At 57.8% G+C, this 23495-nt stretch carries 12 protein-coding genes and 7 pseudogenes; 9 read left to right on the forward strand and 10 right to left on the reverse strand.

Going from position 1 to position 23495, the window contains the following annotated elements; all coding sequences use genetic code 11:
* Window positions 1-89: 89 nt before the first annotated feature.
* From AC3CB8_RS30050 to AC3CB8_RS30065, 4 genes and pseudogenes are all read right to left on the reverse strand, one after another.
* Window positions 90-1148 carry a KpsF/GutQ family sugar-phosphate isomerase gene (locus AC3CB8_RS30050; protein WP_352727336.1) on the reverse strand — a complete coding sequence of 353 codons (1059 nt, stop codon included), beginning with the start codon at window positions 1146-1148 and terminating at the stop codon, window positions 90-92.
* A gap of 345 nt (window positions 1149-1493) precedes the next feature.
* A pseudogene (locus tag AC3CB8_RS30055) lies at window positions 1494-1818 on the reverse strand (integrase core domain-containing protein); the annotation flags it as partial.
* Window positions 1819-2210: 392 nt separating this feature from the next.
* Entirely contained in the window at window positions 2211-2954 is a 744-nt protein-coding gene (locus AC3CB8_RS30060) for a GntR family transcriptional regulator (protein ID WP_352727338.1), read from the reverse strand.
* Between the two features lie 715 nt (window positions 2955-3669).
* A pseudogene (locus tag AC3CB8_RS30065) lies at window positions 3670-3891 on the reverse strand (transposase); the annotation flags it as partial.
* A gap of 204 nt (window positions 3892-4095) precedes the next feature.
* On the opposite strand from AC3CB8_RS30065, the gene tnpA reads away from it, so the two are divergent.
* The 4 genes and pseudogenes from tnpA to AC3CB8_RS30085 form a co-directional block, all read left to right on the forward strand.
* Window positions 4096-4497, forward strand: a complete 402-nt coding sequence (gene tnpA / locus AC3CB8_RS30070) for an IS66-like element accessory protein TnpA (RefSeq protein ID WP_352727366.1) — start codon at window positions 4096-4098, stop codon at window positions 4495-4497.
* Window positions 4494-4841: an IS66 family insertion sequence element accessory protein TnpB gene (tnpB, locus tag AC3CB8_RS30075; protein WP_352558794.1), complete on the forward strand. Its 348-nt coding sequence runs from the start codon at window positions 4494-4496 to the stop codon at window positions 4839-4841. The genes tnpA and tnpB overlap by 4 nt, the downstream gene beginning before the upstream one ends.
* 94 nt (window positions 4842-4935) lie before the next feature.
* A pseudogene (gene tnpC / locus AC3CB8_RS30080) lies at window positions 4936-6496 on the forward strand (IS66 family transposase).
* Window positions 6497-6522: 26 nt separating this feature from the next.
* Window positions 6523-7122, forward strand: a pseudogene (locus AC3CB8_RS30085) (plasmid pRiA4b ORF-3 family protein); the annotation flags it as partial.
* A 334-nt stretch (window positions 7123-7456) separates the two neighbouring features.
* On the opposite strand, the gene AC3CB8_RS30090 reads toward AC3CB8_RS30085, so the two are convergent.
* Window positions 7457-8461 (reverse strand): alcohol dehydrogenase catalytic domain-containing protein, encoded by a 1005-nt coding sequence (locus AC3CB8_RS30090; RefSeq protein ID WP_352727369.1) that lies wholly within the window; start codon window positions 8459-8461, stop codon window positions 7457-7459.
* 16 nt (window positions 8462-8477) lie between these two features.
* Window positions 8478-9950: an aspartate aminotransferase family protein gene (locus tag AC3CB8_RS30095; protein ID WP_352727371.1), complete on the reverse strand. Its 1473-nt coding sequence runs from the start codon at window positions 9948-9950 to the stop codon at window positions 8478-8480.
* A gap of 533 nt (window positions 9951-10483) precedes the next feature.
* On the opposite strand from AC3CB8_RS30095, the gene AC3CB8_RS30100 reads away from it, so the two are divergent.
* Window positions 10484-11833 (forward strand): aspartate aminotransferase family protein, encoded by a 1350-nt coding sequence (locus AC3CB8_RS30100; RefSeq protein ID WP_352727373.1) that lies wholly within the window; start codon window positions 10484-10486, stop codon window positions 11831-11833.
* Between the two features lie 885 nt (window positions 11834-12718).
* Here the strand turns inward: AC3CB8_RS30100 and AC3CB8_RS30105 are convergent.
* The 3 genes and pseudogenes from AC3CB8_RS30105 to AC3CB8_RS30115 form a co-directional block, all read right to left on the reverse strand.
* Window positions 12719-13335: pseudogene (locus AC3CB8_RS30105) on the reverse strand (IS3 family transposase); the annotation flags it as partial.
* A pseudogene (locus AC3CB8_RS30110) lies at window positions 13336-14676 on the reverse strand (IS110 family RNA-guided transposase). It lies immediately after the preceding pseudogene.
* A 527-nt stretch (window positions 14677-15203) separates the two neighbouring features.
* On the reverse strand, window positions 15204-16487 hold the full coding sequence (locus AC3CB8_RS30115) for a CaiB/BaiF CoA transferase family protein (protein ID WP_352726860.1): 1284 nt from the start codon (window positions 16485-16487) through the stop codon (window positions 15204-15206).
* Window positions 16488-16871: 384 nt separating this feature from the next.
* Between AC3CB8_RS30115 and AC3CB8_RS30120 the strand changes: the two genes are divergently transcribed.
* Together AC3CB8_RS30120 and AC3CB8_RS30125 are read left to right on the forward strand one after the other, a co-directional pair.
* On the forward strand, window positions 16872-18005 hold the full coding sequence (locus tag AC3CB8_RS30120) for a CaiB/BaiF CoA transferase family protein (RefSeq protein ID WP_352726858.1): 1134 nt from the start codon (window positions 16872-16874) through the stop codon (window positions 18003-18005).
* Window positions 18006-18332: 327 nt separating this feature from the next.
* Window positions 18333-19047, forward strand: a pseudogene (locus AC3CB8_RS30125) (transposase family protein); the annotation flags it as partial.
* Window positions 19048-19257: 210 nt separating this feature from the next.
* On the opposite strand, the gene AC3CB8_RS30130 reads toward AC3CB8_RS30125, so the two are convergent.
* Entirely contained in the window at window positions 19258-20898 is a 1641-nt protein-coding gene (locus tag AC3CB8_RS30130; protein WP_352726856.1) for a GMC family oxidoreductase, read from the reverse strand.
* 1363 nt (window positions 20899-22261) lie between these two features.
* On the opposite strand from AC3CB8_RS30130, the gene AC3CB8_RS30135 reads away from it, so the two are divergent.
* Both AC3CB8_RS30135 and AC3CB8_RS30140 read left to right on the forward strand, forming a co-directional pair.
* A complete protein-coding gene (locus tag AC3CB8_RS30135) occupies window positions 22262-22621 on the forward strand; it encodes a hypothetical protein (protein ID WP_352726854.1) in 360 nt (119 codons plus the stop codon).
* Between the two features lie 139 nt (window positions 22622-22760).
* Complete coding sequence (locus AC3CB8_RS30140) at window positions 22761-23483, forward strand: methyltransferase (protein ID WP_352726852.1); 723 nt, start codon at window positions 22761-22763, stop codon at window positions 23481-23483.
* Window positions 23484-23495: the final 12 nt, after the last annotated feature.

The raw sequence follows: 23495 nt of genomic DNA on the forward strand, positions 1-23495 counted from the left end.
CGACGTCCTGTTGCGATGCAAGACTGCGGCCAAAAGCAACGATGCCAGACGGTCCCTTGAAGGATTGTCACTGTATAAGGTCTCATCACTCAAGGTCGCTTAAGGACGTCCTGGCGCGATATCAACCCGACGAAACGTTCCTGGTCATCGTGCACAGGCAGCAGCTCGATTTCGTGCTGACGGAAGAGCTGCGCGGCTTGATCGAGCAATGCGTGCACGGAAATTGCAGCGAGCGGCTGTTGCATGTGGTGCCTCACCGGATCATTCAGGTCGGGAGTTGCGCCGCCGTCGACTAATCGGCCGATGGACTCCCCAATCAATATCCCGACGACCTTGCTTCGCCCGCTGAGCACTGCGCCGACGCCTAACTTTCGGGGGGCGCGGCACATCGACAGGAGCGCCAGCGATAGTGGTGTATCTGGCCCGAAGACAGGAATTGCTTCAAGCGGCCACATTAGGTCGCGCACTCGCGTCAGTTCCCATCCGAGACTTCCACCTGGGTGAAGACGAGCGAAATCCTGACGCGTGAACCCCCGCCGCTCCTGCAGGATAAGTGCTAGGGCATCCCCCATTGCCGCCATCGCTGTCGTCGAGGTAGTCGGAGCAAGCCCAAGTGCGCATGCTTCCTGGATCGACCCGATGTCGACCACTACATCCGCAGCTTGTGCCAGCGACGAGATGGCGCGTCCTGTGATCGCGGCAACGATGACCGGAAGCTGGCGGACAGCGCGGATGAGCGGCATAAGTTCAGCAGTCTCGCCAGAGTTGGATAGCGCAAGAATCACGTCCCCGGCTCGCACGCGCCCAAGATCTCCATGCAACGCGTCGACCGCGTCGAGCATGATCGACCGAGTGCCAGTCGATGCGAGAGTTGCGGAGATCTTTTCTCCAACCAGTCGCGACTTGCCGACGCCGCAGACTAGGACAATGCCTGTTGAAATAAGGATGTGGTCCGCGAGCATGCAGATACTCTCGTCGATCCGGTTTGAAAGACGTTCCAACGCGACCGCCTCTTGGCGGATGATTGCTCTCGCCCGCTCAAGCATGACTATTTTTATGCTGTTATAGTCTCCGGCGCATTCGGTATTCGTCTGAGCTGCCTCTCCGTGCGGACGCAGGAATGTACGCCTGGGGTTAACAATTGCCATGATGGCAGCCTCCAGTCTAAGCAGCGATTTTCGTCTCTCGCCGTGAGGTCGAATGGAGCGGCAGTATGGGCGATGAATCAGAAAATAGGATGATCTTTTGATTAATTTAATGCTGCAGTTTCATGACGGGAACATTGTCGCCTCTTGAACGATCTTCGTCCGGCAGATCGCAAGAGGCATTGACGACCTGGCACTCGTCGGTTCGATCCTTCCTATGCGAGATGGAAGCAGACGTGGATGCATCCTATCTCACAGCTCGTTCCTTTGCCGAGTTTGTAGAGGGAGCTTGACCTGAAACCTGAACTCCTCCGGTTTGAGTGAGAGTCCTGTGTGTCGTTCGTGGCCTCATGCGGCCTGTTTTTTCAGCGTGGGTTTGATTGCGAACTCGGCCGGCGGCATGTTGGCGAGCGCCGAGTGTGGTCTGTGGTGGTTGTAATCCTCCTTCCATGAGGTGATGGCGCTGCGGGGCGCTCCGCCAGCGTCGAGAACAGCGTGTCATTAAGGCATTCGTCCCTGAAGCGCCCGTTGAAGCTCTCCACGAAGGCGTTCTCGGTGGGCTTGCCCGGCGCGATGTAGGCCATTCGACGCCGGTCTGCTGGCACCATCGCAGGACCGCCATAGAGGTCAGTTCCGTGCCGTTGTCGGAGACGATCGTGTCCGGCTGCCCGCGCCATCGTGGTTTCCAGTCCGCGCACGACGCGCAGGCCCGACAGGCGACGAAGCCATCCTCAAGGCCAAATGAGATACTTCTTCAACAGATGGGGTGATTGGGCTCTCGCCCGAGCCAAATTGAGGGCGGCTGCTCCTGTCGAGATGTGAGAACGTGGGCGATGTAGATCGCCATAAATATCAGGATGAGCAGCCATGAAGTATTTCGCCGGACTTGACGATCTTTGGAAAAGACCGCGATACGAGTGACCCCGCGGGGCGACATGGAAAATATCAGGAGGAGCTTGACCTCAACGACCCCAACCAGAGAAGCTGCTAGGCATGGTCACTGCAGTGTGGCGAAGGCCGTGTTTCCTGCAGTAAGTTTACTGCAATTGTCAATATGCCGCTAACTTATGATAGACTTATTAGAGAGCGAGCAATACCTTCGTGAACAAGCTCATTCATTCGAGCAAGTTTTTTGTCGCGCTGACACCTCAGATTGGCTATCGCACCGGCCACATCTTGCCGTTGCAAAGCGCTGATGAGAGCAGACATATCCGCTGTAATTTCATGATAGTTGCGCTCATTCTCCAAATCAATCAGACGTAGCAAACGGGTTTGATCATTGAACTTCCGAATCGCATCGACCATGACGCGATTGCCAGATAGACCTACGATACGTATATATAGATGTTCTATCATGCTACTGTCCAATTCTTGCCACCTTCCTGTTTTGCCTCTACTGCCGACTCCAGTCGGACCTTCGATGTTGTCTTGAGCAAGGAATTGGACGCGCCCCTGTTGAATCGCATAATTCACAATCTGGAACGCGAATTCATAATGGTTCTTCATGCTGTTGGCATTTAGCGTCTTTGCAAAAAAACCGCGATTTGGCAGTAATTCAACAAGATCTTCGCCATGGAGTCGCGCCAACGCTTCTCGCACCGGCGTCGCGCTAACCTGCAGTCGATCGGCAATGCTGACAGCACTTAGCGGCTCTCCGGGTCGGAACCGGTAATTGAGGACGAGTTCCTTCAATCGGCAGTAGGTCGAATCGGACTTGCCACGAGCAGCGACTGCCATAGTGCTGATCCCGCCGTTGCCGCGTGCCAACTGATGCGGGCGGAAGTCCCATCTCCTTACCGGTCGTTCCATTTGCCGCCTCCGTCCCCAAAGATAAGCCTTCCTTCGCCGCGAAGCAGTCGGTGACGATATTAAGCGCTCTGCCATCTCTCACCAACCAGCCGCGGCCGGATGCGCGAGCCTACCTGGTCAGATGCGGTTTTGTTACCTTCCGCCGATAAAGTCGATCGCCGCGATGAATCCGGCCTTCTAGGCGGCAGGAAGACTACGCGGCAAAGCGCATGGTCACCAATGGGTGGCACATCCCCGTCTATCTCGATCTTACCATCGAATAAACACGCGTTAGTCTTATGACACAGTTCTTGTGCAATATGATCGGCTTTTTGCGAAAGTTATATAAATCACCATCGCAGTATGGCGCAATATGTTAAAAGCGAATTCACAATGGGGAAACACCACTGACGCCAGATCGATGCATTTTAGCATGGATATCCGCGATCATGCCCCGCAGCACGCTGATCAATCCCGGCCCCACTGGAGAACAAGATGCCGAGCCGTCAAGCTACACCACTGTGGGGCACGATCCGGCAAGATGTGGATTGCAACGAGGAGGGGGCGCTCTAACCGCCTCGACACGGCGATAAGCTTTTGACGGCCTGAAGCGACGCTGTGGTCGCCGTTGTGGTGCTTCTCCACGCACCTCGTCAGGCGCCGGGATTGCTCCTCGTGATGGCAGGCGGGGGTTTGCAGGTTGCGATCGACGGGTTCGTTTCGGGCCGTCTGCGCCGAGTTGAGGGATGCGATCGAGGACGATGCGCAGGATGCGCTGGTTGGGGCACGATGTCGGCAGGCGCAGACGGATTTGCGATTTCATCTCGACCACCCGCGCAGCGATTTTGATGAGACGCAATCGCAGCGTGTCGAATTGGGCGATGGCAAAGCTCGAGCGCCTCGGCATCGCGGCCCGCAAGCCCCACATCAACCAGTAAGCACCGGCATGCAGGAACACGATCTGGCGCCCCAGGCCGAGGTTCTCAACGGCGTCGCGGATGCGCTCCAAGCCGTCGCCAGGCGTGGCCAGGAAGCGGGCCTTGAGTTCGGCGGTCAGGCGAATGCGCCATGGCGCGCCTGTACAGTACCCCTCCGGTGAGGACCGTCTTGTCTGCTGATGGCGATCGTCGGAAGTCATAGGGATAATCCTAGGAGTATCCCTATGACGATGCCGCGGGTGGAGGTGATCACGTCGGTCGATAGACGCCGGCGTTGGTCGCGCGAGGAGAAGGAGCTGCTGGTTGCGGCCTCCTTCGAGCCCGGAGCCTCGACCTCGGAAGTCGCGCGATCGGCGGGCATTCATGTCAGCCAGCTCTTCCGATGGCGCAAGGACCTGTGCGATCGGGTCGATCCCGGTTCCTCGCGGTTGGTTCCGGTGGAGATCGTTCCTGCTGTTGCGCCGCCTGCCGTTGAGGCGCCGGCGCCATCGGCGTCTCCCGGCCGCCGTCGCCGCAAGAGCGGCATCATCGAGATCGAGCTTGGCGGCGGGCGCCGCGTTCGCGTCGACCGCGATGTCGATGCTGAAGCGCTGCGGCGTGTTCTGGCCGCGCTCGGGTCCCGATGATTCCGGTTCCAAGCGGCGTGCGGGTGTGGCTGGCGACCGGCCACACCGACATGAGGAAGGGCTTTCCGGGCTTGGCGCTGGTGGTGCAGGAGACGCTGAAGCGTGATCCGCACAATGGTCACCTGTTCGTCTTCCGCGGCCGGCGCGGCGATCTGATCAAGGTTCTGTGGCACGACGGCCAAGGTGCCTGCCTGTTCTCGAAGAAGCTCGAGCGCGGTCGCTTCATCTGGCCGTCACCGGCCGACGGCGTGGTCACTATCACGCCGGCCCAGCTCGGCTATCTGCTCGAAGGCATCGACTGGCGCATGCCGCAGAAGACTTGGCGGCCGTCGGCGACAGGTTGACGATTTTTGACCTTGCACATGGTGGTGGATGTGATTCCATCGCCCTGTGTCCGCTGCTGAATCGCTCCCTTCCGACCTCACCGCCGCCCACGCGATGATCCTCGCGGAGCGCGCCGCGCGTATCGAGGCGGAGGCCCTTGCCGCCCGCGCGGCGGCGGTCAGCTCCGGGACGGAGGCACTGATTGCGCGGCTGAAGCTGGAGATCGAGAAGCTCAGGCGCGAGCTCTATGGCAGCCGTTCGGAGCGCAAGGCCAGGCTGCTCGAGCAGATGGAGCTGCAGCTCGAAGATCTGGAAGCCGACGCAACCGAGGACGAACTGGCGGCGGAGAAGGCAGTGTCCCAGACACAGACGGTTCGCTCGTTCGAGCGCCGGCGCCCGTCGCGCAAGCCCTTTCCTGAGCATCTGCCGCGCGAGCGTGTCGTGATCGCCGCGCCGACGTCATGCCCGTGCTGTGGCTCCATGAAGCTGTCGAAGCTGGGCGAGGACGTCACCGAGACGCTTGAGGTGATCCCGCGCCAGTGGAAGGTGATCCAGACGGTGCGCGAGAAGTTCTCATGCCGTCGGTGCGAGGCCATCACCCAGCCGCCGGCTCCGTTCCATGTGACGCCGCGCGGCTTCGCCGGCCCGAACCTGCTTGCCATGGTGCTGTTCGAGAAGTTTGGCCAGCATCAGCCGCTGAACCGGCAAAGCGAGCGTTATGCCCGGGAAGGCGTCGATCTCAGTCTGTCGACGGCCGACCAGGTTGGCGCGTGTACGGCGGCGTTGCGGCCGCTGCACGCCCTGATCGAGGACCATGTGCTGAAGGCGGATCGGCTTCACGGCGACGACACCACGGTGCCGATCCTGGCGAAGGGCAAGACCGACACCGGCCGAGCCTGGGTCTATGTCCGCGATGATCGGCCCTCCGGTGGGGCATCACCACCGGCAGCCCTGTTCTACGCATCCCGCGACCGGTCGGGCGATCATCCGGAACGGCACCTGAAGCAGTTCGCTGGAATCCTGCAGGCCGATGCCTATGCGGGCTACAATCGGCTTTGCCTCCCGGACCGCAAGCCCGGACCGGTAAGGGAGGCACTTTGCTGGAGCCATGCGCGACGCAAGTTCTTCGTGCTCGCCGACATCGCCGCCAATGCGCGTCGGGGAAAGACCGCGGCGCCGATCTCGCCGATCGCCTTCGAAGCCGTCAAACGCATTGATCTCCTGTTCGACATCGAGCGCGATATCAATGGACTGGCCGCCGAACAGCGCCTCGCCGTCAGGTCAGATAGGAGCACGCTGCTCGTCGCCGAACTGGAAGACTGGATGCGCGGCAAGCGAGCAAAACTCTCGCGCCACGCCCCGGTCGCCCAGGCGATCGACTACATGCTCAAACGCTGGCCCGGCTTCACACGCTTCCTCGATGACGGGCGCGTCTGCCTGACGAACAATGCTGCCGAGCGGGCGCTGCGCGGGCTGGCGCTTGGCCGGTTCGGACCGTGGCGCCGAGCGCGCTGCCGTCATATACACCCTGATCGGCACGGCAAAGCTCAACAACGTCGATCCTCAGGCCTGGCTCGCCGACGTGCTCGCCCGCATCGCCGACACGCCGCAGAGCCGGCTGTCCGAACTCCTGCCGTGGAACTGGACGGCGCAATCTGCAAGATTGGCTGCATGAGCCACGCCAATCGTATCGCCCGCATCAGGATCCGGCTCGATGACTGGCAGCCCGCCATCTGGCGGCGCGCCGAGGTGCCGCTGACGACAACGCTCAAGGCCCTGCACGACGTCATTCAAGCGGCCATGCCGTTCGACGACTATCACCTGTTCGAATTCCGGGCCGCCGGAAAGCGCTACGCTATCCCCGATCCCGAATGGGATAGCCTGCGCGACAAAACCTACTCGGCGAAGACCACGCGGCTCGGCACGCTGGTCGATCGTGGCATCTCGCAATTGGCCTACACCTACGACTTCGGCGACGACTGGCGGCACGCGGTCACAATCGAGGAGATCGCCGGCGCCGATCCAGCTGCCGAGTATCCCCGTTACATGGACGGCGCAGGCCGCGCTCCGCCCGAGGATGTCGGCGGCATCCCCGGCTTCGAACTGTTCCTTGACGCCATAGCCGATCCAAAGCACGAGCAGCATCGCGAACTCAAACGCTGGCACGGGCGCCCGTTCGATCCCGAACATGCCGCTGAAGACGAAATCCGACATCGGATGGGAAAGCTTGCCAGACGCCGCGCTCTCGGCAAGGCCGGCTTGCAAACAGCCGCAGCCAGACACACTGAAGATCACAAGTAGGCCGCGGCCCTCACCGGAGGCTTACCCTGTACACACAAGGCCAATCCCTGCGACGGCCAAATTCCCGAAGCGATCACTCACATAACAGAACCGCGCCCGGAAGTGAACCGAAGGCACCCACGACGACGCAAATCGCGGTCACACGCCATCTGAGAGCAGAAGCGTCGGGTCATGTCGGCCATCAAATGGCCGATGCCACCACGATCGGCGGCCGAGTCGGTGATCCATCACATTACAAAAGGAAGAATCGGATGTGCAGCTTCAGATCGGGACAGCGCACCTCGCCGACCCGGCCAATCGTAGGTTCGATGTCGGCATTTCGATCAAGGCGTAATCATTCCATTGAGATTATCTTCTTATTTGCGGGGATTGACTCATATTCAGTGAATACCCTGTCAATATCGCCCAGTGGATGGAAACTAAGCAGGTGGTCGTGATTTGGTCCCCAGTTCCTTTTCATCAAAGCAGCTGCTCTAGTAAAGGAACCGCCATCTCCATTCACATGGACGAAGTAGATGCGTGGCTGCTTCCATGGGAGCCTGTCGGGTATAGAAGGCTCGTCGGAATGGTACCTACTCACGACGATGAGCCTGCCGAGCTTCGCCAACCGAGCGCACCCATGAAGGAAGCCGTCTGAACTTCCAGTCGCTTCGAAAACTACGCCGAATACACGATCATCGCTGCCATCCAATATCTTAATCCGGCTCGGATAAAGGTCTTTTAATGCGGCCATCTTGTGGTGCGCGTTGTCATAGATCCAGACTTCGCCGCCTTGTGTCTCGAGGAGATTAAAGACAAGTAAGGTTCCAATGCCGCCAATGCCTAGCACAAGTGTATCTTCGTCATATAGAGAGCATTTCGAGATATCCGCTGCATTAATCGCGACGGACAGTGGCTCGACCAATGCGCCCAGATGGCGCGATTGATATTCCGGAAGTTTAAGAAGGTATGAGGATTTTATGTCGACGAAATTCGCATATCCCCGATTTGAATACCAGGTAACGGCCGCACTTTCGCACAAATGGCCGGCACCTGTTTGGCAATAAAAGCAAGAACCGCACCGAAAATTCGGGTCAATAGCCACAAAGTCGCCCACCTGATAGGGTGTAACCTGGCCTCCGACCGCAACAATAGTACCGCAGTGCTCGTGACCGAGACTGATTGGATAGCCTTCATCGCGATGACCCAGGTAGAACGATCTATCTGTCCCGCAGACCCCACAGAATTCGATTCGGATTCGCACGAAATCTTGGGGGAGGTCTTCGCTCAGTGCATCGCGCGTCAGGATTAAACGGCGGGGAGAAATAAGGCGAGCGACACCGTTGGACTGTGCGGGCATAAATGCATTCTCCTAGTTATTGTGACGAGAGGCTTTGAAGAGCATCCCGGGCACCATCGAGTGTGATTGCTATGTCGTTGGCCGAGTGTGCTGCCGACATGTACCAGAGGCCCTCTGGCGTGGTCCGGATGCCTTGATCCTGCAATGCGAGGTGCCATGCGCGCTGGAGGCCAAAATCTAGACCGTCGGCTGCGGAGCGATGGTTGATGACTTGCGTAGGCGCAACTCTGAAGGCTGTCGTGACTGCGCCTGGGCTCGACCGAACAAGAAGAGGTAGCTGAGTTTGCCTTGCCAAGTCTTTAAGGCCCCGCTCGAGTAATGCCGCATGGTGATGCAAACGCTGGAGCTTTGCGCCGGAACTCGCCGCTAGGAGGGTCAGATGCCTCAACGCTCCCACCACGGCAGGCGGGTAGGCATTATAGGTTCCTGTGTGCACGGTATCGGTTTCAAACAGGCGCTTCATAACCTCCCTTCGGCCAGCAAAGGCAGCGAGACAGACGCCTCCGCTTAGTGCCTTTGCAAACGCGCTTAGATCCGCGGCGACGCCAAAGTGCTCTACAGCTCCTCCAAGCGAAATTCGAAAGCCGGTTTGGACTTCGTCGAAAACCAACAGCGCGCCGTTGGCGTCGCATTGTTCGCGAAGAAATCTAAGAAACCCTTCGAACGGTTGGATATTGCTCCAGAATCCGTTGAACATAATTGGCTCGGCGATGACTGCCGCGATTTCTCCACGACAATTCTTAAAGGCGTTTGTTACTGCTTCCGGATCATTCCATTCAACGGCCACTATGTTCGCGGCATCAGAGGAGGGTTGACCAAGAGACATGGGCACGGGCACGGGCAGAGATGGAGCTTCAGAGTTGGCGCTCACGCCCGAAAATCCCCAGGCAATGCCATCGTACCATCCATGATAGTGACCAATGAATCTGAGGACTTTCTCCCGACCGGTTGCCGACCGAGCCAGCCGAATGCACGCATGTATTGCTTCCGAGCCAGAGTTGCAGAACCTGACCATTTCGACATTGCTCACAAGCGAGCAAATCAACTCTGCAAGCTCTATCTCCCCTTCGATCTGACCTGCAAAAAATTGGCCTAGTTTAAGTTGTCGGTATATTGAATCCGTGACCTCTGGCTCTCCGTGGCCAAGGATCAGTGGTCCCCTGCCCAACACGTAATCAATGTATTCGTTGCCATCAACATCCCACACTCGAGCACCATCACCTCGAGCGTAGTAGAGGGGAAATGGAGTCCAATTCGCCCGATTTCCGCTCGAGACACCTCCTGGGATGACAGCGCGCGCTCTGAGGAGGAGAGCCTCGGACCGACTATACGAATTGCTCATTTTGCCTCCTAAGACGGGCAATAGGCGCCCGGACTTCTCTAGGCTGCCGATTGAGATTTGCTCTGAAACAATGGACGTTGAGTAGGCCAGGTCGCTAGGAGCCTCCAGACCAATATCGTAGTCGCATCTCTGGTGCAGAATGACCATCGGTCGAGTGCTTTGGGCAGTGTATCTAGGATGGTGACGCAAAAGACCAGACTATATTCCAGAATATTTTTTGTGCAGGTGCACCGGTTCATTTGCGGGCGACGCTTAAATCCGCGATGAGTCTTCACGCTTTCGGTCATTAGGCGACGTGCTTGTGTTGGTATTTTCGAGGCGGATACACCCTTGGCGCTTGCGTTCGCGTACCATCATGGGGCCATAGGAAGATGGGGAAGCTGGTCTTGATCCGCCCCCAACTGTCCCCCGAAGTGATTCCCGACGCGGAGATGGCTGTCTACGCTTTGTGCAGGTCTCGCGAATAGTCGAAGCTCCCCGTGAACATTCTTGTTCGCAATTATGCAAGAAAACTTTAACGTGACTACTCTTGGGCCGCTAGGTATGAATCGAGGTTGCGGAAGAGGTTGGCTCCCGTCGTGTGGCTTAGCGACCGACGCCAAGTAGCGCTTTTGGTCAATTTCGTGCCCCAGTCACTAGTCGTTGTTTTCGCAAGGACGTAACCCGAACACGAGAGAGCCATGCCGACAACTAACATTGATAAAAATTGCAATTTCACGTGGCGAGACCTCTGCCGTTCGGCCGAACTATTCGGACGCGGACAGCGCGTCATAACAGGAGGAAATGCTCGTCTATCTCTGTTCCAGCGGCCCCATCCAGTATATTTTGCAAAAGGCACAGGGGTTCATCTGCATGACGTTGATGGGAACATCTATCTCGATTTTCTGAATAACTTTACCGCCCTGATTCACGGCCATGGGTGTCGCCCAGTGTTGGACAGGCTTCATCACCAATTAGAACTAGGCGTAAGCTTCAGTGGGCCAACAGAGTTGGAAGTTGAACTCGCTGAACTGCTCTGCGAAAGGGTTTCCTATTTTGACCAGATCCGCTTCGTGAATTCAGGAACTGAAGCGGTCATGTATACCATTAAGGCAGCACGTGCCTTAACGGGAAGGCTAAAAATTGCCAAGCTCGAAGGCGCCTTTCATGGGAGTTATGATCCGGTCGAAGTGAGCCTCGATTCTGCGCCGGCGAACTGGGGTCTGCGGTCGGCACCGAACGCGATACCTTTTTCTGGGGGGAACACTGAGCCCCTCGCTGCCGACACGGTCGTCTTGCCATTCAATGATGTCGAGGCAACCCGGGAAATTCTTGAACGGAACAGGGACAAGCTCGCAGCGGTCGTGATAGACGTACTACCGCAACGTTCCGGGTTGGTTCCAATAGGCCTCTCCTATCTTGCCTTTCTGCGCGAAATCACGGCCCGCTACGGCATCGTTCTGATCTCTGACGAAGTGATGAGCTTCCGGCTATCTTATCGCGGCGGCATAACTCGATTTGGGTTCGAAGCGGATCTCTGTGCGTTTGCCAAGATCATTGGTGGGGGTCTGCCAATCGGCGCGGTCGGAGGCCCAGCGCGATTCATGCTTCCCTTTGATTCGACGAATGGTAAGCCCCTAGTCCCTCAGGCCGGCACCTTCAGTGCCAATCCGATGTCAATGGCGGCAGGCATTGCCGCAATGCAATCTCTGTCGGAGCAGAGTTTTCAACATTTCGATGATTTGGGCGAATATGCCCGCTCTTCGCTTATCGAGACGTTTCATCGGGAACGTCTGCCATACTCCGTGACGGGCATGGGATCGATGTTGCGTATACACTTGCGGGCCGAAGCTCCTGAAGGCTACCGCGAGGCCTACGCGGCGGCGGAGCAGCAAAGAAAAATGGAGATACTCATTCGTGCTCTACAGGACAGAAATGTGATCGTCTCGCCGACCTGCCAGCTCTGCCTGTCCACTCCTATGTCTAAGGACCATATCGACGAAATGGTGACGTCCGTTCGTGAGGCCACCAAGATGGTCGAAGCATTGTGATAAGAAACCCAGCGGGCAACTTAAGCTATCGACCGTTGGAACGAGAGGGATTGAGTCCTTTGACGCAATGGCAATACGCGCGCGATCTCTGGCCGAGTTCCCGCGGCGCCAGGTTAAGAGGGAGGCAGCTTTTGCTTTCGCATGCTGTCGCCCTGGAGCACGATGCGGTGGGCGTTGTCAACGATCCTGTCGAGAATAGCGTCGGCGACGTGGGACCTTCGCCGTGATCGATTTCGAACAGATGGAAACGCTGCTGGTCGGTGAGGGAGTTGGTTCCGAAGTCGTCGAGGACGAGCAGTTGCACGCGGGTGAGCTCGTCGATGAGGCGGGGAAAGCGGCGGTAAGGCAGGCGAGGCAGGGTCCTCGAACAGGCGCGGCACGCGCAGATAGAGCACGGAATGATAGAGCCGTGCCGCTTGACTACCGAAGCGACCGCCTTCACCCGCTTATACAAGCTGTGCGCCGAGACGTCCAAACGCGCAGCGACATCCGGCACCGCGTTCAATGACCAGCTTGACTGCTTCTTCCTTCAATTCCGGTGTAAACCTTTGTGTACTCACAAGCTGCCTCCTATGCTCAAACGAGAGGTTGCGGCTCGCCAGCATTGGTGACGAGGGAGCGAGATGTGTGGGAGGCATTCCGCCGGAAATCTGAAACCACCGGCTTCCGACAGGGCCGGAGACGCCTGCTTCGACGGCGGCCTCCTCACTGGGGAGACCTGCCGCGATACCCCGCCAGAACCGGCACAGATTCTCACGTTGCGAGACCGGTGGCCGTCCTGGCGAGGATAATCTGCGCCGGGCGGAGCGTTCGGATTTTCGTCTTCCTGTCGTCAAGTTCACCTCCGGGAAAGGGGTGTTGCGACGACCGGTTGAATCCGCCTATTGATCCCTGGTCGGAATGGTGCAGCAGGCCTGTCGGGCTTCCCTCTGCGCCAGACCGCCATGATGAGGGCGTCGGTGACCAGTGCACCGTCATCTCAGCCTTCATCGCCCAGCCGACGACACGGCGGGAGAACAGATCGACGACGGCGGCAACGTAGAGCCATCCTTCGGCGGTCCAGATGTAGGTGAAGTCCGCGATCCACTTCTGGTTCAGGCCGCGGCCTCGAAGATGCAGTCAAGGAGGTTGTCCGACACAACCGCTCGCTCGCCCATATCCTTCGGCAGGCCGCGGCGCCGAGGCCTGGCACGCAGACCGTTCTCCCGCATAAGCCTCTCGATGCGATGCAGGCCGCAGGACAGCCCCTCAGCCAGCACGTCGTGCCAGACGCGACGGGCGCCATAGGTGCGGTCGCTGCTCTTGAAGCTACGGTCGATCCTGGAAACGAGGATTTCGTCATCCCGGGAGCGAGCGCTGGGGCTGCGGTCGAGCCAGGCATGGAAGCCTGAGCGGGACACATCCAGCGCACTGCAAAGCCATGCCACCGGCCAGATGTTCCGGTGCCTCGCGATGAAAGCGAACTTCACGTCACTTCCCTCGCGAAGTAGGCTGCGGCCTTCCTAAGAAACAGCCGCCTCAGTGTCGCATGGAACAGCTTGCAAAACGAAGCCCCGCGATTTGGCGCGCCGCTTCAGATTGGCGAGGACACGGCTGCGATATTGTTCCTCATAGTGATCGGAGCCCGGATCCCTGTAGGTCATGCCGTGCCTGAGGGTGTTGTAGAACAGGACCGCAATTTTGCGGGCGGTCGCCGCCGCGGCCTTCGCCTTGCCCGCACGAGAGGACAGCCGACGATAGAATGCTCCGAGCGCCGTATCGCTCCGCCCGATAGTCGTGGCCGCCAACCGCAACAGCGCTGCTGCCCGGCTGGATGATCTCCGCGTGCGTGAAGAGAGCACCTTGCCGCCGGAGATTTTGTTCCCCGGCGCGAGACACAGCCAGGAGGTAAAGTGCTTGGCGCTCGGCCAAGCCCTCAGATCCGTGCCGCACTCGCCAACAAGCTTCAACGCGAGTGACGGACCCGATCCATGGATCTCGGTCAGATCAACGCCAAGCACGCCGTATGGAGCGGTCCTCACGTCGAACGATGGTGTATTGACCTGCTTGGTCTTCACCCGCGGCCTGGAGAGCTTCCCGATCGGTTTGGTCCCTTTGTCAGGCAGCGCCGCTATCAAGGATTGCAGCTTGCGATCGCAGTCGAGCATCTTGCGTGATAGGTGTCGTAAAGCTCCAGCGACTGGTGAGGGCGAAGACATGTTCGTCCCGGTCGTTGCCCACCAGTGCAGCGCCGATCGTCTCGACAGAGGAATGGCAGCTCACATCGCGGTAGGTAGCCAATATCGGGATTGCGCTCGCCCGCTACAATCGCTCGGATGATCCGCATACCGGTCGCGCCGGTGACGTCGGAGACGACGTGGTGAAGTTGCAGGTTCATTTCCGTCAGGGCCTTCTGCATGTGCTGGATATGGGCGGCTGCGTATTCCACGAGCCGCTCCCGCTGACGCAGATAGGCGCGCGGGGTTGCGATCTCGGCATCAGGACGGAAACTCCCGCGTAACAAACCGTAAGAATGAAGCTGGCGGAGCCACGCGGCATCGCTGACATCTGTTTTGCGCCCAGGCACGTTCTTTGCGTAAAGCGCATTGACCAGAATGACCTCGAACCCGTGCTGCTCGAGAATCTCGTAGGCCGGGATCCAATAGACCCGTGGATTCCATCGCGACACTGGTCACGCCGCATGAACCAGTCCGCCAGATCATGCAGGTCTGGCGTGAGTGTGCCAAACGCTCGCACTGGTGTGTCTGTGCAGGCCGGGTAGATCTTGATCCGATGTCGATGCCAGCGGCACCAACATTGACCGGCTTCAACTCCGGGCGGTCGCCGGTCGTCATCTTGGGCATCGCGAATCCTCCATCAAAAATTGTGGGCGGGAGGGTCTGGGCTATGCCTATCTTCATCTTCCTATCGGGACCGCCGTTGGAGCGGCGTCACCACTCTCAAGTTCGCATGCACCCATGGACCACGTTTTTTTACGGGGACTGCGCCTCCAATAAGCTGACGGTCGCTACCCTCCGAGGTGCGAGGGTAGCATAGGCTGTTTCTACCGCGCGCAGGCGGGCAACGGCCCGTGACAATTTTTTAGGATGTCCAGCCATGGCCGCGAAGCCAGGCGCTCAAGGCGCCCCCGCCGACATGCCCTCGTCCGAAGCCTTCAAGACCCGCGACCGAAGATTCCCGCTCAATGCTCTTCCTCCCATCGTCCACCTCATCGAGGTGGATGTTGAATCAGCATAAAACGCACCCGTCACATCACAATCGATTCATCGATCACAGGACGTGCTCGACGACCGTGGTAACAGGTGCGCTACGTAATCGCGCATCGCGCAATGCCGACGTCTCAGTTCATATTGCTTATCGGTTTGCATCGCTATTTCCTATTCTGAGGCCTAGAGGAGACACGAATTACACCGCCGGCGATCAACGCATCAATGTGTTCTTGAGCGATGCCAGTCTCCCGCAGAACTTCAACCGTATGCTCACCCAAATCGGGCGCAGGGCGATTGAAGACGAGCGACGAAGCGGATAGCTTCAGGGGCTCTAGTATCACGCGGTAGCGGCCCCCGTAGCTGTGCTCGACCTCGCGAACTAGTTCGCCAGCCACAGCAGGATCCGCTAGCGCCTGATCGATGCTGCGTACGGGGGCCAACAGGATTCCCGTGGATGCGAGGCGCGCCAGCGCATCCTCGCTTGTCAGCTGACACAGCCGGTCTGACAGAATACCGGCGATCTGGTCCCGGCTTGTCCAAGGGCCCTTCCCCTTCACCAGCGGTATGATCTGGTCGCTGAGGCCCAACGCGGTGGCAATATCGGGAAGAGCTTCGGGGTATGCCACAACAGCAATCGCGCCGTCCAAGGTCGAATAGATGCCGTAAGGTGCTGGCTGGTGACTGTGACTAATGCCATTTCTGCCTCGACTTGCCTGGTCCTTTGCGTTCAGCGCATAGCTGGTTTCCGATGCCAACAGGTGAAGCGCGCACGACATCATGTCCACGCGCACCCATTGACCAAGCCCAGTATGGTCGCGCTGGCGCAACGCCGCCTGAATGCCGATAACCGCCTGCGATGCCGTATAGGTATCAACAATGTAGGCACCGGCGGGGATGGGGGGACCATCGGCCGCCCCGCCGAGGCTAGCAATGCCCGACAGGGCTTGGATGATGAGATCCTGCCCCGGCTTTTCGCGGCTGGGACCGGCCGGATCGTAAGCCGCGATCGAGCAATAGACGAGACTGGGATGCTCCGCAAGAAGTTCGCCGGGGCACAGGCCCATCCGCTCCAAGACGCCAGGTCGGAAATTCTCGAGAATGACATCCGCCTGGGAGATCATGTCGCGGATGACCGGCTGCGCCTCTGGCCTCTTCAGATCAATTGACACTGAACGCTGGTTGCGATTTAATCCCAGAAAGTAGGGACTGGGTGCGTCCGCCGCCGCCGTGGGCTCCTTAATACCGTTCCGCTGATAGTCACCGGTCGGAGCCTCGATTTTGACGACCTCCGCCCCAAGAGAACCAAGATACTGCGCCGCGATTGGCCCTGCCGCATAGTGTGTGAATGCCAAGACGCGAATACCCGTCAGTGGACGCACGTCACCGTCCTGTGAGTTGCCTTTCGCTCGGGTCCGCGCCATAGCTTTCGCTCCTTTGCCGGCCATAACTCTCTCCTGCATTGCGTCGCGGACTCCAATCTAGATGACACGACGCGCCTGCCGAGGCGCGCATTGGTGCCGCGCGTTCGCATCAAACCGTTGAGGACGCGGCCACTTGCAAACTCAACTCCTCTAATAGCTTGAATTCGTCGTCGAGAGTGTGAAGCTTCATTGAAATCTCTGCTACGTCGCCCGGTTTGAAGGATATTCATGGTAACTCGCGTTGCCAGGGCGACCGAGGAGCCGCAAGGTCCTCAGCATCGCAGAATTTTCCTTCACGAACTCTTATCACTGTTGTCACATTGAATCCGCTAAGATCCACCTCGTTACATTGGGCTGTGCCCTGAACATGCTGTGTTAAGCGTTGTTAAGATTGTCTGGAGGCTTCTCATGATCGGATCACCACTTGAGGGAGTGAGAGTTCTCAGTCTAGCTGAACAGTATCCTGGTCCGTATGCAACCCTGCTGCTGGCAGACTTAGGGGCAGATGTCACTCTCATCGAGAGGCCCAACGGTGGTGATCCCGCTCGCAAGCTCAAAAGCCTCTTTTCCTCGCTGAGCCGCAACAAGCGGAGTGTTGTCCTCGATCTCAAGTCAGCGGACGGCCAGAGATCGTTAATCGAATTGAGCAGAACTGCGGATGTCCTCATCGAAGGCTACAGGCCCGACGTAATGAAAAACCTCGGATTGAGTTACGCTGAGCTCAGCCCGAAGAATCGCCGTCTGATATATCTCTCGTTGACCGGCTTCGGTCAGAATGGCCCTTACCGCAGACGCCCGGTTCACGACCTCTCCTGCCAAGGCTTAGCCGGGGTTCTATTTCAGCAGCTTCGAACTGGACTCATTGAGAAACCGTTTCAATTGCCCGTCGCCGATCTCGCCTCGGGTACACTTGCGGCATTTGGTGTGGTTTCGGCTCTACTGGCGCGGGAGCGAACCGGGCACGGCTGCTACATCGATCTGGCTATGACCGATAGCCTGGTATCATGGATGACCGCATCTCACTACGCGACCTTAAACGGAAGACCAATGGCGGAGGTGTACGAGGAGGAACCAGCCTATGGGACGTTCGTTTGTGCAGACAATAAGATGATTACGCTGAGCATCGCTAACGAAGATCACTACTGGCAGGCTTTGTGTCAAAGTACTGGTGTGGCACATCTCGCCTCGGCAAGCCATCAGGACCGCGTGGAACACGCGGCTGACTATCGCGCGCAACTTGCAGCCGCGATCGCAAAGCAAACACAAGCCGCGTGGGCAGATCTTTTCGACGCTGTCGAAATTCCTTGGGGGCATGTGCATGACCTGAATGATGTGGCAAGAGATCCACAGCTGCGCACACGAGACCTATTTGTCCGGCTTGGCCTCGAAAAAGGTGGTGAATGGCACGTGAACCAACCGCTACGATTCGACTGTTACAAAACCGGAATTCGGATTCCACCCCCTCAACTCGGTGAGCACACTCAAGAAATTCTGGCCCGTTGCAAATCAAGCGCGACCGCGCTCCCTGGAGAGAGCAAATGACCGCCAGTATTGATCAGTCGCAGTCTGCCTCCCTACTGCTTCCTCTCGATTGCTTAACAATACCTTGGGTATGAGGATGTGTCCGTATCCGCCATCGCCATAGTGCGGGTCGGAATTCCGGCGCATTGACGTTCCCCTTTCTGATCAGGGCATAGCGCAAGTGTCAGCGAGTCGAGGATTTGGCCGCTTTGGCGAAGTGAAGAACTGACCCCCTTCATTGGTTTGCTGTTTCGTTGGTTTCGAGCGTCGTCGGCTCTTCTGCAGAAGACCGGACCGACGCGGCGTGATGGACCAGATGGAGGCATCGATAAAACAACGGGAGAGCAACGGCGCGAACTGAAGCGCCTTCGCACCTATCTCGGTCGGGTGTTCCGTGACATCAGCCGCAAGATCACCGGCAATGGTGAACTCAAGGCCAGGTTCACTCGGCTGCTCGGGCTTGTCGAGCGGCTGCTGGCCTAGAGGCCGAAGGACAAGATCAAGCTCTATCCGATGCATGCGCCGAGGTGGTTTGCGTCTCGAAAGGCAAAGCCCGCGCTCCCTACGAGTTCGGCTGCAAGGTCGGGATCGCAACAACCAACCGTGAAGGCCTCGTGCTGGCCGCCAAATCCTTCGAGGGTAATCCGTATGATGGCCACACGCTTGCAGCGACGGTCGATCAGGCCGCGCAGATTGGCGGCGTCGAGCCGGATCGCATCTACGTCGACACAAGGGGCCATCGCGGCCATGACTATGCCGGTTCGGGTTCGGTGATGATCGCCGGCAGCAAGCGTCGGCTGACCGCCACCATGAAGCGGGAGTTGAAGCGACGATCGGCCATCGAGGCCACATGAAGACCGACGGGCGGCTGGACCGGAACTTCCTTCTCGGGCATGCTGGCAATGCCGTCAATGCGCTGCTCGTGGCCGCCGGCCACAATCTGCGCCTCATCCTCGCCACACTGGCGCTTTGGCGTGCGCTCATTCTGCTGGCTATCGCTGCTTGCGCCGCCAAACCGGATACTTCCTCCCGTCGCTGCGGCACTGCCGCGTCAATGGCTTAGCCATTGTTAAGGGGCGGACTCTTTGTCGTCGTCAAGGCGCAACCTCCCGCACCTGCACGGTCAACCTTGAGGCTTGCGGCAACATGCGCTGCTGCGGACAATCGGAGACGGCGCCCCCTCTCGATGCCGCGCGCTGTGTCCTGCTCCATGCCGCTGGTGCGGAATCCCGTTGTGAACCTGCACAGCGCTCTGGCATGCAGTTTGTTCCCCTCAACTGACCGATGAGCGAATGATCGACGACGCTTTCTCAGCTATTGCCATTGTTACAGCATACGTATTGACAGACGATGCTGTTGGCATGACGGATGCATCGACAACTCGCAGTGCGCCCACTCCGTAAACCTGAAGTTTAGAATCGACAACGGCTCCTTCATCAACCCCCATTCGACAGGTGCTCGAAAAGTGAAGAGCAGAAGCGCCATATTCTCGTGCATAATCTAGAAGCTCCGCGCTGCTTGTTCTGAGGGGGCCTGGCAGTGTTTCGCAGACGCTAAATCGAGCGAGCTCTGGCCTCTCGAACAGTTCTCGAGCTAATCTTATGCCAGAGAGGAGGACTTCGCTGTCCGAATGCGCGGAAAGATAGCCGAGAGATATTGCAGGAGGGACATTCGGGTCAGCGGAAACGATACTCACGGTACCACTGCTTTCAGGAAAGGATTGCCATAACCCGACGGTCATTCCCGGCGCTGGCTCAAGTTTGCCTAAGCCAGCGTAACTGCCTGGAGTGAAGCTCAATTGGAGGTCAGCAGCGGCCACACTGTCCCGGCTTCGAGCGAAGAGAACTGCATTACTCGCTCCTAAGGACATGAGTCCTCGTCCAAACAAGGCATATACCAACGACTCGTGTATGAAACGCCACCCCCGTGCCCGTTCATTGAGGGTTACGGAGCCTTTAACGCGGTGGGCGACCCGAATAAGGAAGTGGTCCTTCAAGTCTTCACCAACACCAGGCGCATGGTGCACCAAAGGGATACCGTAATGTGCTAAGAGGTTGGAAGGCCCGACGCCGGACAACTGCAATATTTGTGGTGACTTGAGAGCTCCTGCGGCGAGGATAACCTCTCGTCTTGCCTTGACATGGAATAGTTCTCCAGCTCGCAGGAATTCGACTCCTATCGCTCGACGATCTTCAAAGAGGACGCGCGTGCACAGCGCATTTGTGATCAGTTGAAAGTTTGAACATGCTCTCGCTCGCTTCAGGAATGTACGGGCAGCGCTTGCCCTAAAGCGGCCTCGGCGGTTCTGCTGAAACCATCCGACACCGACATCTCGGCGGCCATTGATATCCGCCAGCACTGGAAACCCGAGGGACCTGGCGCTCTCGATGAACGCCGAAGATAGCGGATGACGGACTGCTAAAGCTGTCACCGGCAAAGGGCCATCACTTCCCCGCTCTGCAGATTCCCCACCATCGTAGTGCTCAATAGATCGGAAGTGGGGCAACAACCCATCATAGCTCCAACCTGTGCATCCAAGCTGAGCCCAATGATTGTACTCCTGCGGATGCCCGCGAACAAACAGCGTTCCGTTTATGGAACTGCTACCACCCAAGACCTTTCCCTGAGGTAGATCAAGGCTCCGACCATTAAGCTCCAGAGACGGCTCACTAAAAAATCTCCAATTAATCGTTTTGTCGTTTTGAAGCTTTAGAAATCCCGCTGGCACGTGAATCAATGGGTTCTTGTCAACTGGACCTGCTTCAAGCAGCAAAACTTTGAAGTGACCATCTTGCGACAATCGGTCAGCAACAACGCTGCCGGCGGACCCTGCCCCAACAATGCAGAAATCACATTCAATGTGATAAGATGTATCCGCACCCTGCTTTGATCGCAATCGCTCGTCCGTTTGCATCGGTAGTTGCCTGTCCTGTCTCAGGTCGAAATTGCTGCCTCAAGTAATTCCACCGCGCGCAGGGGCAGGAATTCGGACTGCCAACCTCCCAGAACTAAACGACATTCTAAATGGTGGAGGGCTCTTCCAGTATGCCTCTCGCCTTCGGCCCGTTTTCCAGACGCGTAGCGATGTAGGATCTTCTACACTTTAGAGAAAACCTCCATAGCAGCCGAAACGCGCAGTTCCCGTTACCGAGCCAATCGGAATGCTTCGAACGAAGCCGGGCGCGAAAGCGTGAACTGAAGATATAAAGACGATTTTCGGTCGTGAACCTCAAAGTCGCTCGCACGCCCCTCAACTGGCGCTGTCATTCTGGGCCGGGCAAGCGTTGCTGGCCTTGTGTGTTGATCAGCGATGACGCCCAGGAGTATCTGCGAAAGGCACGGCCCATGTGTGAGACAGGCTCCTCACGGACGACGAAATTCACCCAAATTCACGCGTCTTACACGGGAAAGTCCGTTTGTGGCCCCCAGTAAGACACTGTGTCAGGCGATAGATTTCGCTCACGATACTCATAGGCAGCCTCCGATTGGTCGCTGAACGCTGCTCAGCCGGCTCAAACGGCCAGTTTGCCGTGCGGGGCGGCGACAGCCAAGCGTATGCCTGTGGTGATCTTAACAGGGGGCGACAGCAGAATTCTTGATTTACAATGAAGTTTTGCTTACAAATGTAACAAAGCTGCCTCCTGAGGCTTCATATGTGAAATTGTATGAATGAAGACTTTGGAATTTGTTGCGTTAGGCATTTCCCACGAGGACCTTGCGTTCTCGCCGCCAGGTGCCAGCGCAAATCACCTCCGCGGCGCTTTCCTGCGGCGGTCATTGCCCATGCCGTGTGGCTCTATTTCCGCTTCCTTTCGCGGACAGGATTCCTCCGGGACAAGCGGAATCCACGCCCTATCCAACCACCTTCCCCCTTGTTCGATGTCCGACAATGTCGGACACGCAACGTAGCAAAGCCAGATCTATCGCACTGATTTGAAATCGTTTTTCTTTGGCATGGGAGATGCACGCTCATCCGCAAATGCGTCGCGGACCGAGGAGAAATCGTCCCATGATCACGCCCACCGAAAATACCGCCGCCGCAGGTCTCCCGGTTGCAGAACGATCCAGAGGTGACGCTCGAGAAAGGCCTGGCAGCATGAAGACGGTTACTCGTGTCCTCCGTTCGGGCGGCGAATTCGGGCCGCGTCATGTTGTTCGCCTGTTGGACCAGGTGACTGAGCATTTGCCCGGCGCCAAGCTCCTCTGCTTCTCCGACGTCGACGTGCAGGGCGTCGAGGTAATTCCGCCTCAGCATGAATGGCCGGGCTTGGGCGAAGATGGAGCTGTTGCGGCCGGAACTGCCCGACGACTGGCTGCTTTTCGATCTGGATACTTCGATTATCCGCAGTCTCGCGGATATGGCGGCGGTCGAGGGTCCGGCGATCCTAAGCGAAATGTTACTGGCCAGGGGGCGTTGCAAGCGGCATCATGGCGATCCCGCAATCGATCAAGGCGGCGGTGTGGGAGGCCTTGCGGCCGCATCCGCGGACCACATGCAGCGGTTCGCTATCGGCGGCGATCAGGCATTTTTTGGGAGCTGCCGGGGAGTCGATTGGCGCCTGTGGCAAGACATCTCCCCGGTCGTCCGCGTGGTGTATTTCCACGGCAAGCCCCGGCCATGGGAGGTAGGTTGGTGAAACCATTCGAACAACGCGGCAACGCAATCATCCGGCGCCTGCATTTCACCTATAATACCAATTCTTACAGGAACGGCTGTGAACCAATGGCTGTGAACCGTTCGCAGCGTCTCTTCTACTTAGTTCGGAGGGCAGGAATGTGACGGACCTTGGCCAGATCAGGACGAAACTCAAGCGCAGCCAACAGCACGCTTTTCCGCTGTACTTACATGAATTTGGACTGGAGTTGACTGTAAACGAGGGTGTGCTTTCCCCACAAGAATTCCAGGGTTGGCGTTGGTATACAGATAATTTTCCTCCTGTTGCCGGGAAACGTATCCTGGAGATCGGCTGCGGCTTCGGCCTCCCTGGGCTGTACCTAGCAAAACTCGGCGCGTTGTCCTTGGTTGCTTGTGATATCGATCACAGGGCGGTCGCGAACACGATTGAAAATGCTGCAAGAAATGGCATCCACAATGCCGAGGTAATCGAAAGCGACATCTTTAGCAATATTCCGACCCGCCGAAAATTTGACTTTATATTTTGGAACTGTCCGTCGGACTTTGCCCCGAATGACTATGCGTATAGGGACGACATCGAACGAGGAGCCATTGATCCGGGCTATAAATTGCTCACCCGCTTTCTATCGGAAGGCCCAGAATTCCTCACGGAGTCGGGCAGCATACTCTTAGGCTTCCCCAGTGGTCAGCGGGACGATCTCCTCTCTGAAATCCTCCTCGCAAACGGTCTCGATTCGGTACTTCTCGGGTCCAGCACCTACCCTGACGCAGGCCCGATCTACAGAATGTTCTCCATATACAAAAGGGGTCTAGGCCCATCAGAACCGCTGCAATGCATGCATCGAGGCACGAGATTTAAATAAGAACCGGATCCC

The organism is Mesorhizobium sp. P160927 (assembly GCF_057766385.1).